Genomic DNA, 13,108 nt, shown 5'->3' on the forward strand with positions numbered 1-13,108 from the left:
GTCTTAAAGGAGACTTAACGGTGAAAGGGTCCGATTGCCGGCCCGGGGAACGCCGCGGGACAGTTGCCCGACCGGCTCGCGCCGCCCGTCTCTCGGCGCCCGGGCGCCGCGCCATGGAGGCGCCGCGCCACCTTCCGCCTCAAGAAAAGTTCACCGTGACGAGCAGGCCGCCGAGCGGCGCATCGCCGAGTTCGACGACGGCGCCATGCTGCTTGGCGACGCGCTTGACGATCGCGAGTCCGAGCCCGCTGCCCGATACGTCGGTGCGCGCTCGCGCCGACGCGTCGCGATAAAAGCGGTCGAATACGCGGTCGCGCTCATCGGCCGGAATGCCGGGCCCGCTGTCGGCAATCCGCACGCATGCGCCGCCGCCGTCCGCTCGCGCGGCAAGCGTCACATCGATCCGGCCGCCGGCCGGCGTGTATTTGACGGCGTTGTCGAGCAGATTGCCGAACATGACGCGCAGTGAATCGGCGTCGCCCGAGACGGTGGCCGCTTGCGCCCCCTCGAAGCCGAGATCGATGCCGCGGCGCTCGGCGATGGGCGCATGCGCGGCGACGCAATCGGCAAGCAGCGCGCGCAGATCGACGGCTTCCTTGACGGCGTTCGCATCGGGCTCCGCCCGCGCCAATGCGAGCAATTGCTCGGCCAGGCGCGTCGCGCGCGTCACCCCCGCCTGCAGGTCGGCCAGCGCCTCTTTGCGCGCATCGGCGTCTCGCGCACGCGCGACGAGTTGCGATTGAATCTGCACGGCCGCCAGCGGCGTGCGCAGCTCGTGCGCGGCGTCGGCGACGAATGCGCGCTGCGTGTCCAGCGCCGACGATAAGCGCGCAAGCAACCCGTTCAGGGCGCGCACGAGCGGGCGCACTTCGAGCGGCAGCCGCGCATCGGGCAGCGGGTCGAGCGCCTCGGGCCGGCGCGCGTCGAGCGCGCGCGTGACGCGCGCGAGCGGCGCGAGCCCGCGTCCGACGACACCCCAAACGGCTGCGCCGAGAAACGGCAACAAGACGATCAGCGGCCACAACGTGCGCAAGGCGACGTTGGCCGCGAGACGATTGCGCACGGACAACGGCTGCGCGAGTTGCACGACGTTGTCGCCGACGATGGCGCCGTACACGCGCCAATCGCCCCGGTCCGTGCGTTCGGTCGAAAACCCGAGCTCCGCGCGCGGAGCCAGCGGCGCGCGCGGATGCGAGTAGTACATGAGCGCGCCCGTGCGGCTCCAGATCTGAATGACGATGCCCTCGTCGGCGTCGTTGTGAGCGCCGAAAATCTGCGCGAACGGCTCGGACGGCAACGCAGCGGCGATTTCCTGCAGTTGGTAATCGAATAGCTCGTTGGCCTCGGCCAAAGCCTGCCGGTAAATGAGCCAGCCTGCCAGGCCGACGCCGGCCAGCACGATTCCGAGCAGCCAAAACAGCAATTGACGGCGAATGGATTGCATCGAGACGTCGGTTCCTCGGTTTGCGGTGCAGTGCGAAGCGTGGCGTCCCCGCCCTAATCTTTGGCGATCATGTAGCCAAGGCCGCGCACGTTGCGGATCAGATCCGCGCCGAGCTTCTTGCGCAGCGCGTGGATGTACACCTCGACGGTGTTGCTGCCGATCTCCTCGCCCCAGCCGTACATCTTCTCTTCGAGCTGGGTCTTGGAGAGCACTGCGCCCGGCCGCGCCAGCAGCGCTTCGAGCAACGCGAACTCGCGCGCCGAGAGGGCGACCGGCGCCCCATTCAGCGTGACTTGGTGCGCGGACGAATCGAGCGTCAGAGGACCGTGCCGTATCACGGACTCGCACCGGCCGGCTTGGCGTCGAATGAGGGCGCGCATGCGCGCGCCGAGCTCGTCGAGGTCGAACGGCTTGACGAGATAGTCGTCGGCGCCGGCGTCGAGCCCCTTCACGCGATCGGCCACGGCGTCGCGCGCCGTCACGATCAACACGGGCAACGCATTGCCGCGCGCGCGCAATGCGCGCAACACGTCGAGCCCGTCGCGCTTGGGCAGGCCCAAATCGAGCAGCGCGAGATCGTAGGTCTCGGCGCCCGCCGCGGTGAGCGCAGCCTCGCCGTCTTGCACCCAATCGACCGCGAAGCCTTCGCCGCGTAACGCCTTGCGCACGCCCTCGGCGATCATCCGGTCGTCTTCGACTAGCAGTATTCGCATCGCCTCACACTCAGTCTCGGCACTTCCGAGTCGATCCACATACGCGCATTCTAGCGGGTCCGATCCGGAAACTTCCCGCGCTGCTCCCGCCGCGCGCGCCCTACAATATGCGCTCGCCGCGTCGCATCCCGCGCGCCGCGCCCTCGCCATCGGCTTTTTGCGCAATCCTCCATGACGATCGCTTCACTATTTCCGTCGATTCGCCGCCTCCCCGTTCTCGCTTCGTTTCGCTGTTTCTCTCGCCGTCCCGCGCTCGATCCGTCCGCCGCGACCGGCGCGTGCCCGCCGCACGGCCATGCTCGTTGGCACGCGGCATGCGCGCTCATCACGGCCATCGCCCTGGCCGCGGCCGCCCCGGCCGACGCCCGCAAATTGCGGCGTCATGCCCACGCCCCCGTCGTGGCGCAGTTGCCCGCGTCGGTCACCAATGCGCTCAAGCGCGCGGACGTGCCGCTTTCGTCGGTCAGCGTCGTCGTCGAGCGCATCGGCGATCGCACGCCGCTCGTCGCCCTGAACGCGCAAACGCCGATGCTGCCGGCATCGACCATGAAGCTCGTCACGACATACGCGGGCCTGTCGGTGCTCGGCGCCGACTACCGCTGGCGCACGAGCGCCTATACCGACGGCGAATTGGACCGCAACGGCATCTTGCACGGCAACCTTTACATCCAGGGCACGGGCGATCCGAAGCTCGTGCCGGAGGAACTCATCGATCTAGTCGATAAAATCCGCCAAGCCGGCATCAACGGGGTCGACGGCGCACTCGTCCTCGACAAGCGCTTTTTCGATCCGTCGACGCGCGATTTGCCGCCCTTCGACGACGATACGGAAGCGCCGTACAACGTCGGCCCCGACCCGCTGCTCTACGCGTTCAAATCGCTGTCGTTCACGCTCACGCCGTCGCCCGACGGCAGCGTTGCGATCGACGTCATTCCGGCGCTCGCGCAACTGCAGATCGACAACACCCTGCACGCGAGCGCCGGCGCATGCGTCGGCGTGGACACGGCGCTCACGCCGAGCGTCACGCGCCGGCAGGACGGCACCGTCGATGCATTGTTTTCGGGCGACTACCCCTTGCGCTGCGGGCCGCGCACGATCAATCTCGCCATGCTCGATCACACGGCCTTCTTCGCGGGCGGCTTTCTCGCGCTATGGCGCTCGGTAGGGGGGTCGTTCGCAGGCACGACGCACGAAGGGCCGGTCCCCTCCGGCGCGCGGCTGGTCGCTACGCACCGCGGCCCCGTCCTGTCGGACGTCGTGCGCGACATCAACAAGTTCAGCAACAACGTCATGGCGCGCAATCTGTTCCTGACGATCGGCGCCGTCGTGGACAAGCCGCCCGCCACGCCCACGAAGTCCACCGCCGTGATCGAACGGTTTCTGCGCACTCAAGCGCTCGAGATGCCCGAGCTCACGCTCGCGAACGGCTCCGGCCTCTCGCGCGAGGAACACATCAGCGCGAAATCGCTGGCGGACCTGCTGCAAAACGCGAACGCAAGCCCCGTCGCGCAGGTGTTCGTCGCATCGCTGCCCGTCGCGGGCGTGGACGGCACCATGCGCAATCGGCTGCGCAGCGAGCCGGTGCTCGGCAATGCCCACATCAAGACGGGCACGCTCAACGACGTACGTGCGATCGCAGGCTATGTCGCGGCCGCGGACGGCCAAAGCTACGTGGTGGTCAGCTTCATCAACGACAAGCGCGCCGGCGGAGCGCGCGCCGCCCATGACGCGCTGCTCGAATGGGTCTATCGGGGATTGCGCTAGCCACCGAGCATTAGGCGGGGCTGCCAAGGGCCCCGCCCACCGAATATTTCTTCTACGATCAAATGACGCCGGCCACGGCGCTAGCGTGTACGCTGTCGGGCAACGATCGGCGTGCGAGCGGATGGAGGCGTATGTCCCACACGCCGGCGGCAAGGCCGCCGCGCATGCTGCGAGGACCCAGGCATCCATAACTACGAGACACGAAGGAGGAAGACGTCATGCAATTCGACGCCGAATTGCTTCTGCTCGCTATGGCGCCCGTCTTTCTCGCATGCATCGGCTGGGAGGCATGGCACCTCGTGCGCACACGCCGGGCCGACCGGCTCTACAGTTGGCCCGACACGCTGTGCAACGCCGCGCTGGCGCTGATGCATCAGGGCGCCGACAAGCTCGCCTGGCTTGCCGTCGTGCCTTTCTACGCATACGTCTATGCGCATTTCCGGCTCTTTACCTGGCACGGCGGGTGGTTCTCGTTCGCGGTGCTATTCCTGGCCCAAGACCTGCTGTATTACGTGTTTCACCGGTGCAGCCACCGCATCCGCTGGTTTTGGGCCGCGCATGTCGTCCACCATTCTTCCGAGCGTCTCAATCTATCGACGGCATTCCGGCAAAGCCTCATGTACCCCATCGCCGGCATGTGGGTGTTTTGGACGCCGCTTGCGCTGCTTGGCTTCGAGCCGAACCAGATCATCGCGATCGTCCTCGTCAATCTGGCATTCCAATTTTTTGTCCATACGCAGACGATCGGCCGCTTGGGCTGGCTCGAATACGTGCTCAACACGCCCTCGATTCACCGCTGCCATCATGCCCGCAACCCGCGTTACATCGATCGCAACTTTGCGGGCGTCCTCGTCATCTGGGACAGGATATTCGGCACCTATGCGCCCGAGGACGAAAACGATGCGCCGCAGTACGGCATCGTCGAACCGCTGCGCACATACAACCCTTTGACGGCCACTTTCCACGAGTGGCGCTCGATGCTCGCCGACGCGATGCACGCGCCCTGCTTTGCCGATAAACTGCGCGCGATCTTCGGACCGCCCGAATGGGCGACGGCTTACCACGCGGCGCGAGCGCAATACACACCAGATCACGGCCATGCCGCATACACGAGGAGATGAAGTCGATGGAACACGGTAAGAAGACACGAAAAAGCACTTGGCTGCGCCTGGCGCAAAGCGCGATCGCGAGCGCGGCGTTCGCGCTGCTCGCAGCTTGCGGCGGCGGTGGCAGCTCGACGCCGGCCAGTTCGACGCCGCCGAGCGGCGTGGCGCTGCAGGCCGTCTCGTTCGGCGACAGTCTCTCCGACGTCGGCACCTACGCCTGGTACGCGAAGGCCAACTTCGGCGGCGGCGAGTTCACGACGAACCCGGGCTCGATTTGGGTCGAAGATGTCGCCGCGTACTACGGTAGTTCGATCACGCCCGCTTACTCCGGGGGCTTCACGATGGCCACGCCCACGGCGCAGTCGGGCCTAGGCTACGCACAAGGCGGCGCACGCGTCGCGCTGCAACCCGGCGTCGGCAGCCCGGTTCTGAGCACGGTGCCGATCACGACGCAGATTCAAAACTACCTGAGCGCGCACGGCAGCTTCAACGGCAACCAGCTCGTGATGATTCAAGGCGGCCCCAACGACATCTTCACGGCTGCTGCAATCATCGCCGCCAATCCGGCCAGCGCGGCGACGCAAGTCGTCGCCGTCGAGAACGCGGCAATCGCGCTCGCCGGCGCCGTCGGCACGCTGCTGCAAAACGGCGCGACGAAGGTCGTGCTCGTGAACGTGCCCGATATCGGCAAGACGCCGCTCGGCTTGTCGTCGGCGGACGGCGGCGCGCTGCTCACGCAATTGAGCCAAGCGTTCAATCTGACGCTCACCACGGCCATGACGCAGGGCGGCATCCTGAACAAGGTGATCTACGTCGACGCCTATTCGTTCATCGACAACATGTCGGCGAACGCGACGGCCAACGGTTTCGCCGTCGCCAATACGGGCACCGCCTGCAATCTGACGAAAATGGCTTCCTCGGCCACCGCCTACGGCCAGGCCAACCCGAGCGTCCTGAACGGCATGACGCCGGCACAGTTCGGCGCCTCGCTCGCCTCGTCGCTGTTCTGCTCGCCGCAGATGTACACGGTGGCCGGGGCCGATCAGAGCTATATGTTCGCCGACAGCGTGCACCCGACGACGCGCCTGCACGCGTTGTTCGCGCAGCAGGTCGAAAGGCAGATCGCTGCAGCCGGCATCGGCAAGTAATCGGAGAGCAAGGCGGGGCGCAACTCGCCTCGCCCGGCCACGACGCGGCATGCTGTTTGAAATGGGTGGAGAAGGCCCTGCCCGACCGACGCCCGGTTTTGCGCTCCCGCGAAACCGGGCGTTTTGCTTCGTATCGGCCCGCCCGCCTATGCCGACAAGGGGCGCACGGCCCTATGCGTCGGACGTGAAGGCCGCGGCCGCGCGGCCGAGCCGGTCGTTGACCGCGATCCATTCGGGCGTGTCGGGGAGTTTTTCGACGAAGATGCGGGCCACCTGCGCACGATCGAGCGCGCGCAGCAAGCCGTAGAGCTCGCGCGCGTAGAGATGCGGATCTTCGGGCGCCGCGATGAAATGAACGTTGGACGCGTCCGCCCATGTGCCGGCGCGCGAAGCGCGGGCAACCAAGGCGACGCGCACGCCCGTCGCGCCGGCCTCGCCCAGCATTGGTTCGAGCGCCGCGAACGGCAACAGCGCGAGCGGCGTGCGCGGCGCGTAATGCGCCTTGAGGGTGCCCGACGCGCGCGGCGCGGTCGCGTCGCTGCCGTCGGGCAGCCTTGGCGCGACGCCCAGCACCGCGGCGATCTCTAGCGGCGTCACCCGCCCCGGGCGCAGTAACGCAGGAAAGCCCCGCGAAAGATCGAGGATCGTCGATTCGATCCCCACGTCGCAGGGGCCGCCGTCCAGCACGTGAATCGCTGCGCCGAATTCGTCGCGCACGTGCTGCGCCGTGGTCGGGCTCACGTGCCCGAAACGGTTGGCGGAGGGCGCCGCCACCCCCCCATGGCCGCCGCGCCGCGCGCTGAACGCCGCAAGCAGCCTCTGCGCAACGGGGTGCGACGGGCAGCGCAAGCCGACGGAGGCTTGCCCCCCGCTCACGGCATCGGGGATACGCGCCGCGCGTTCGAGAATCAGCGTGAGCGGACCCGGCCAAAATGCGTCGATCAGCTTTTGCGCATCGGCGGGCAAATGCGCCACCCAATATTGGGGATCGCCGTGCGGCGCGAGATGCACGATCACCGGATGGTTCGCCGGCCGCCCCTTCGCAGAGTAGATACGTGCGACGGCAGCCGGGCTCTCGGCGTCGCCGCCAAGGCCGTAGACGGTCTCGGTCGGAAACGCAACGAGCTTGCCCGCATCGAGCATCGCAGCGGCTTCGTCGATTTGCGCGTCGGAAACCGTCGGTGCGCCGGGAGAAGTGGGGCGGGTTGACATCGTTGCTGCGCCTGGACTGGACCGCGCGCTCAGGCGAGCGAGATGTGCAGCAAGCGCGCGCAATCGCGCGCCGCCGTGCGCGCTTCGTCGAGCGTTGCAGCGGTGAAATTCACATGCCCCATCTTACGCCCGGGCCGCGCTTCTTCCTTGCCATACAGATGCAAGCGCGCGGCCGGCATCGCCGCCACCTCGTGCCAAGGCGGCGTGATGGGCGTCGTGCCGGCTCCGCCCTTCGGGCTGGCGGGAAACCAGACGTCTCCGAGAATATTGAGCATGACCGCGGGCGAATGCTGACGCGTATCGCCGAGCGGCATGCCCGTCATCGCGCGCACCTGCTGCTCGAATTGGCTCGCCGCGCAGGCATCGACCGTGTAGTGGCCGGAATTGTGCGGGCGCGGCGCCATTTCGTTCGCGACGAGCGAGCCGTCTTCGAGCACGAAAAACTCGACGCAGAGCACGCCGACATAGTCGAGCTTCTCGGCGATACTGACCGCGGCCAATTGCGCCCGCTCGACAAGCGCGGGCGACGCATCGGGGGCGGGCACCACCGTCAGCGCGAGCACGCCGCCGCGGTGAAGGTTTTGCGCGAGCGCATAGACGGCCGTCGCGCCATTGGCGCCGCGGGCGATGAGCGCGGACACCTCGTATTTCAGCGGTAACCGCTTTTCCAACACGCACGGGACGCCGCCGAGCGCACTGTAAGCCTCGCGCGCTTCGTCGACGCTCGCGACGCGCACTTGGCCTTTGCCGTCGTAGCCGAGCCGCGCCGTCTTCAAAATGCCAGGCAGCACGGCTGCGAGCGCCGCGTCGTCGATGGCGGCGAACGCATCGGACGACTCGATCGCAACGTACGGCGCGACCGGCACCCCTGCCTCGGCGATGAAGCGCTTTTCGGCAATCCGGTCTTGAGCGATTGCCACGCAGCGTCCGGCGGGGCTGACGAACGTCGTGCGGGCCAAAAAGTCCAGGCTCGCGGCCGGCACGTTCTCGAATTCGGTCGACACGGCCGCGCACAGGCGCGCCAGCTCGGTCAGCGCCGCTTCGTCGGTATAGGCGGCGCGCACGTGCCGATCGGCCACGCTACCGGCGGGACTCGCCTCGTCGGGATCGAGCACGGCCACGCGGTAGCCCATTGCCTGGGCCGCGAAGCAGAACATGCGGCCGAGTTGGCCGCCGCCGACCATCCCGAGCCAAGCGCCGGGCATGATCGGTGAAACGGGGGTGTTCTCTTGATTCATCTTGGAGTCGATCGGTCACGCCCGCGGCTCATGGAACTGCAGCGGGACGGGAAGCCATGGTCGCGAAAACGGGACCGGTGAAGGGGCCCGCCGTCACGGCAGGCCACCGCTTTTACAGCGAAGGCAGCACCATTGCGTGGGCCGCCTCGTTTTGCTTGACGCGAAACGCCGCGAGCCGCTCGGCGTACTCGGCCGACGTACCCGCCAAGATCGCCACGGCGAACAGCGCCGCGTTCGCCGCACCGGCCTCGCCGATCGCAAAGGTCGCGACGGGAACGCCCTTGGGCATCTGCACGATCGAATGCAACGAGTCGACGCCCTTCAGATACTTGCTGGCGACGGGCACGCCCAGCACCGGCAGCGTGGTCTTCGCGGCGAGCATCCCAGGCAGGTGCGCCGCGCCCCCGGCGCCGGCGATGATCGCACGCAACCCGCGCTCGCGCGCCGTTTGCGCATACCCGAACATTTCGTCCGGCATACGGTGCGCCGAGACGACCTTCGCCTCGTAGGGCACGCCGAAATCTTGCAAGATCGCCACGGCATGCTTCATGACGTCCCAATCGGAACTCGATCCCATCAATACGCCGATTACCGGCGCGCTATGCGTGTGGGCCGCTTGTGCAACTTCGCTCATCGTGCGGTTTTCCTTTCGAAGCGAGCGCTCGCTCACGCGAGCTTGCAACCCGTCAACCGCTCGAGCGCTTCCTGATACTTCTCGCTCGTCTTGGCGATCACATCCTCGGGCAGCTTCGGCGCCGGGGGCGTTTTACCCCAGTTCTGCGCTTCGAGCCAGTCGCGCACGAACTGCTTGTCGAACGACGGCGGGTTCGTGCCGACTTGGTATTGATCGGCCGGCCAGAAACGCGATGAATCCGCCGTCAACGCCTCGTCCATCAGGAACAGCTCGCCGTGGTTGTCCAGACCGAATTCGAACTTCGTGTCGGCGATGATGATGCCGCGCGTAGCCGCATATTCGGACGCTTCCCGATACAGCTTGATCGAGATGTCGCGGATGGTCGCCGCGAGCTCGGTGCCGATGCGCCGTTCGCAATCCTCGAACGTGATGTTCTCGTCGTGCTGTCCCATTTCGGCCTTCGCCGCCGGCGTGAAAATCGGCTCGGGCAGCTTCTGCGCATTTTGCAGCCCGGGCGGCAGCGCAACGCCGCACACGGCGCCCGTCGCTTGGTAATCCTTCCAGCCGCTGCCGGCGAGGTAGCCGCGCACGACGGCCTCGACGAGGATCGGCTCGAGCCGCTTGACGACCACCGCTCGTCCCTTCACTTGCTCGACTTCATCGGCTGCGACGACCGACTCGGGTGCGATGCCCGTCATGTGGTTCGGCACGATGTGCTGCAACCGCTCGAACCAGAAATTGGCCATCTGGTTCAGCACCTCGCCCTTGCGCGGAATCGGCTCACCCATGATGACGTCGAACGCCGACAAACGATCGGTCGTGACGATCAGCAGCTTGTCGTTGCCGACCGCGTAGTTGTCGCGGACCTTGCCGCGGCCGAGCAGCGGCAGCGAATGGAGCGAAGATTCGTAAAGGGTAGACATCGTCGTGAGCCGTCAGCCAAAAAATATGATGAACGAATGAAACGAAAAACGCCGGCAAGCGTCATGCGTGCAAGCGGCCGAGAACGACCGCCAACCACACACTGCGAAACAACCAACACCGCAAAACAACAAAAGGCAAACGCCGTTCCCATCGATTGAACCGGGAACGGCGATCGCTCACACCAGCCGCACCCGGCCCGAGCGCGCTCGAAGCACGCAACGAGCGCGTACAGGTCGCGGCGCGGCAGCGGGGCCTAACGTCAGCGCACCACTTGCGCCAGCTCGCCCGCCTTGTACTTCTCCGCCATCTTGTCGAGCGCGAGCGGCTTGATCTTGCCTGCCTGCCCTTCGCAACCGAATGCGAGGTAGCGGTCGACGCAAATCTTCTTGGCCGCTTCGCGCGCCGGCTTCAGGTAATCGCGCGGATCGAACTTGCTCGGATTCTCGAACAGATAGCGGCGGATCGCGCCCGTGATCGCCAGGCGCAGATCGGTGTCGATGTTGATCTTGCGCACGCCGTGCTTGATCCCCTCTTGGATTTCCTCGACCGGCACGCCGTAGGTCTCCTTCATGTCGCCGCCGAACTCGCGGATCTCGGCCAGCAATTCCTGCGGCACCGACGACGAGCCGTGCATCACGAGGTGCGTGTTCGGGATGCGCGCGTGGATTTCCTTGATGCGGTCGATCGCGAGGATGTCACCCGTCGGCTTCTTCGTGAACTTGTAAGCGCCGTGCGAGGTGCCGATCGCGATCGCGAGGGCGTCGCATTGCGTCTGCTTCACGAAGTCAGCCGCCTGCTCGACGTCCGTCAAGAGCTGCTCGCGCGTCATCGTGCCTTCGGCGCCATGGCCGTCTTCCTTGTCGCCCTTCATCGTTTCGAGCGAGCCCAGCACGCCTAGCTCCGCCTCCACCGTCACGCCGATCGAATGCGCCATTTCCACGACCTTGCGCGAAACGTCGACGTTGTATTCGTACGACGCGACGCTCTTGCCGTCGGCCTGCAGCGAGCCGTCCATCATCACGCTCGTGAAGCCGCTGCGGATCGCGGCCATGCACACGGCCGGGGATTGACCGTGATCCTGGTGCATCACGACCGGAATATGCGGATACGACTCGATCGCCGCCTCGATCAAGTGGCGCAAAAACGCCTCGCCCGCGTATTTGCGGGCGCCTGCCGACGCTTGCATGATGACCGGGGCGCCCACTTGATCGGCCGCGGCCATGATCGCTTGCACTTGCTCGAGGTTGTTCACGTTGAATGCCGGCAGGCCGTAGCCGTGCTCGGCGGCATGATCCAGCAGTTGACGCATTGATACGAGAGGCATGCTGTACTCCTTGGATTGAAATCTGGGTGCTCGGTCGGCACTTTTTTGTGCGAATGCGCGATTTTATCGCGAAGCGCAGGCCCCGCCCGCACTACGAACCGCGCGGCGCGCCGGGCAACGCCCGCCGCGCCGACAGCCATCAATACGGGTCGCCCACGCGCACGATCTTCAGCGTATTGGTGCCGCCCGCTTGGCCCATCGGCTCGCCGACCGTCAGCACGACCATGTCGCCGTGCGAGGCGAAGCCCTTGGACACGACCACCTCGACCGCCTGCTTCAGCGCTTGATCCCGATCGCTATTGGGCTCGACCGCGAGCGGCGTGACGTTGCGGTACAGCGCCATGCCCCGCTCGCTGGCCACGCGAGAGGTGAGCGCGAAGATCGGCACGTGCGACCAGTGGCGCGAGAGCCACAGGGCCGTCGCGCCCGATTCGGTCAGCGCCACGATCGCCTTCGCGCCAAGGTGATAGGCCGTGAACAAGGCGCCCATGGCGATCGATTGGTCGATGCGCGTGAAGGTGCGGTCGAGGAAGTCCTTGTCGAGTTCGACGTGCTCGGACTTTTCGGCTTCGATACAGATCGCCGCCATCGCCTCGATCGTTTGCACGGGGTACTTGCCCGCGGCCGTCTCGGCCGAGAGCATCACGGCGTCCGTGCCGTCGAGCACGGCGTTCGCGACGTCCGACACTTCGGCGCGCGTCGGCACCGGCGCGTGGATCATCGACTCCATCATTTGCGTGGCCGTGATGACGAGCTTGTTCGATTCGCGCGCCATGCGGATCATGCGCTTTTGCAGCGCGGGCACCGCGGCGTTGCCCACTTCCACTGCCAGGTCGCCGCGCGCGACCATGATGCCGTCGGAGGCATCCAAGATGCCTTGCAGCGCCGGAATGGCCTCGGCGCGCTCGATCTTCGCGATCATCTTGGGCTTGTTGCCATACGGCACGCCGGCGATGTTCGCGAGTTGACGCGCCATTTCCATGTCGGTCGCGTTCTTCGGGAACGACACGGCGATGTAATCGACGCCGATCGACATCGCCGTGCGAATGTCTTCCATGTCCTTGGCCGTCAGCGCAGGCGCCGTCAGCCCGCCGCCTTGGCGGTTGATGCCTTTGTTGTTCGACAGCTCGCCGCCCACTTTGACGACCGTGTGAATTTCTTCGCCGACGACGCGCGATACCGTCAACACGATGAGCCCGTCATTGAGCAGCAGCACATCGCCCGGCCGCAAGTCGCGCGGCAGGTCGCGATAATCGAGGCCGACGCGCTCGTCGTTGCCGAGTTCGCAGTTCGCATCGAGGACGAACGGCTGCCCCGGCTCCAGCATCGTCTTGCCCTTCTCGAACTTGCCCACGCGGATCTTCGGGCCTTGCAGATCGGCCATGATGGCGACCTCGCGCCCCGTCTGGCGCGCCGCCTCGCGCACGTATTCGGCGCGCTTGCGGTGATCGTCGGCCGTGCCGTGCGAAAAGTTCAGGCGTACCACGTCCAGGCCCGCTTGCATCATCTGCAAAAGAACGTCGGGCGAACTCGATGCCGGTCCGATCGTGGCGACAATCTTGGTGGCGCGATGCATGTATCTCCTCGTCTGAGTGGTGTCG

At 66.3% G+C, this 13,108-nt stretch carries 11 protein-coding genes; 3 read left to right on the forward strand and 8 right to left on the reverse strand.

What is annotated here, in order from left to right; all coding sequences use genetic code 11:
* Positions 1 to 139: 139 nt before the first annotated feature.
* Positions 140 to 1,444: an ATP-binding protein gene (locus tag QQS38_RS18975; protein ID WP_479646889.1), complete on the reverse strand. Its 1,305-nt coding sequence runs from the start codon at positions 1,442 to 1,444 to the stop codon at positions 140 to 142.
* Between the two features lie 53 nt (positions 1,445 to 1,497).
* A complete protein-coding gene (locus QQS38_RS18980) occupies positions 1,498 to 2,157 on the reverse strand; it encodes a response regulator (protein ID WP_479646890.1) in 660 nt (219 codons plus the stop codon).
* A gap of 171 nt (positions 2,158 to 2,328) precedes the next feature.
* Here QQS38_RS18980 and dacB point away from each other — a divergent pair, with 171 nt between their 5' ends.
* The 3 genes from dacB to QQS38_RS18995 all read left to right on the forward strand — a co-directional run bounded on the left by dacB (position 2,329) and on the right by QQS38_RS18995 (position 6,175).
* The gene (gene dacB, locus QQS38_RS18985; protein WP_479646891.1) at positions 2,329 to 3,921 is read left to right on the forward strand and encodes a D-alanyl-D-alanine carboxypeptidase/D-alanyl-D-alanine endopeptidase; all 1,593 of its coding nucleotides are present in this window, start codon (positions 2,329 to 2,331) and stop codon (positions 3,919 to 3,921) included.
* A gap of 218 nt (positions 3,922 to 4,139) precedes the next feature.
* Complete coding sequence (locus QQS38_RS18990) at positions 4,140 to 5,042, forward strand: sterol desaturase family protein (protein ID WP_479646892.1); 903 nt, start codon at positions 4,140 to 4,142, stop codon at positions 5,040 to 5,042.
* 5 nt (positions 5,043 to 5,047) lie between these two features.
* A complete protein-coding gene (locus tag QQS38_RS18995; RefSeq protein ID WP_479646893.1) occupies positions 5,048 to 6,175 on the forward strand; it encodes an SGNH/GDSL hydrolase family protein in 1,128 nt (375 codons plus the stop codon).
* Positions 6,176 to 6,346: 171 nt separating this feature from the next.
* Here QQS38_RS18995 and QQS38_RS19000 read toward each other — a convergent pair whose 3' ends face one another.
* The 6 genes from QQS38_RS19000 to pyk form a co-directional block, all read right to left on the reverse strand.
* A complete protein-coding gene (locus QQS38_RS19000; protein WP_479646894.1) occupies positions 6,347 to 7,387 on the reverse strand; it encodes an L-threonylcarbamoyladenylate synthase in 1,041 nt (346 codons plus the stop codon).
* A 29-nt stretch (positions 7,388 to 7,416) separates the two neighbouring features.
* Complete coding sequence (locus tag QQS38_RS19005; protein ID WP_479646895.1) at positions 7,417 to 8,625, reverse strand: 5-(carboxyamino)imidazole ribonucleotide synthase; 1,209 nt, start codon at positions 8,623 to 8,625, stop codon at positions 7,417 to 7,419.
* Between the two features lie 112 nt (positions 8,626 to 8,737).
* Positions 8,738 to 9,259 (reverse strand): 5-(carboxyamino)imidazole ribonucleotide mutase, encoded by a 522-nt coding sequence (purE, locus tag QQS38_RS19010; RefSeq protein WP_479646896.1) that lies wholly within the window; start codon positions 9,257 to 9,259, stop codon positions 8,738 to 8,740.
* 32 nt (positions 9,260 to 9,291) lie between these two features.
* Positions 9,292 to 10,182 (reverse strand): phosphoribosylaminoimidazolesuccinocarboxamide synthase, encoded by an 891-nt coding sequence (locus tag QQS38_RS19015; protein ID WP_479646897.1) that lies wholly within the window; start codon positions 10,180 to 10,182, stop codon positions 9,292 to 9,294.
* Positions 10,183 to 10,442: 260 nt separating this feature from the next.
* Entirely contained in the window at positions 10,443 to 11,507 is a 1,065-nt protein-coding gene (fba, locus tag QQS38_RS19020) for a class II fructose-bisphosphate aldolase (RefSeq protein WP_479646898.1), read from the reverse strand.
* A 139-nt stretch (positions 11,508 to 11,646) separates the two neighbouring features.
* Positions 11,647 to 13,083: a pyruvate kinase gene (pyk, locus tag QQS38_RS19025; RefSeq protein WP_479646934.1), complete on the reverse strand. Its 1,437-nt coding sequence runs from the start codon at positions 13,081 to 13,083 to the stop codon at positions 11,647 to 11,649.
* Positions 13,084 to 13,108 lie beyond the last annotated feature (25 nt).

This window comes from Trinickia sp. Z7 (assembly GCF_056498045.1).

Excerpts from the sequence above, each read along its gene's own strand:
- QQS38_RS18975 (WP_479646889.1), bottom strand. The coding sequence starts at position 1,444 with ATGCAATCCATTCGCCGTCAATTGCTGTTTTGGCTGCTCGGAATCGTG.
- QQS38_RS18980 (WP_479646890.1), bottom strand. The coding sequence starts at position 2,157 with ATGCGAATACTGCTAGTCGAAGACGACCGGATGATCGCCGAGGGCGTG.
- dacB (WP_479646891.1), top strand. The coding sequence starts at position 2,329 with ATGACGATCGCTTCACTATTTCCGTCGATTCGCCGCCTCCCCGTTCTC.
- QQS38_RS18990 (WP_479646892.1), top strand. The coding sequence starts at position 4,140 with ATGCAATTCGACGCCGAATTGCTTCTGCTCGCTATGGCGCCCGTCTTT.
- QQS38_RS18995 (WP_479646893.1), top strand. The coding sequence starts at position 5,048 with ATGGAACACGGTAAGAAGACACGAAAAAGCACTTGGCTGCGCCTGGCG.
- QQS38_RS19000 (WP_479646894.1), bottom strand. The coding sequence starts at position 7,387 with ATGTCAACCCGCCCCACTTCTCCCGGCGCACCGACGGTTTCCGACGCG.
- QQS38_RS19005 (WP_479646895.1), bottom strand. The coding sequence starts at position 8,625 with ATGAATCAAGAGAACACCCCCGTTTCACCGATCATGCCCGGCGCTTGG.
- purE (WP_479646896.1), bottom strand. The coding sequence starts at position 9,259 with ATGAGCGAAGTTGCACAAGCGGCCCACACGCATAGCGCGCCGGTAATC.
- QQS38_RS19015 (WP_479646897.1), bottom strand. The coding sequence starts at position 10,182 with ATGTCTACCCTTTACGAATCTTCGCTCCATTCGCTGCCGCTGCTCGGC.
- fba (WP_479646898.1), bottom strand. The coding sequence starts at position 11,507 with ATGCCTCTCGTATCAATGCGTCAACTGCTGGATCATGCCGCCGAGCAC.
- pyk (WP_479646934.1), bottom strand. The coding sequence starts at position 13,083 with ATGCATCGCGCCACCAAGATTGTCGCCACGATCGGACCGGCATCGAGT.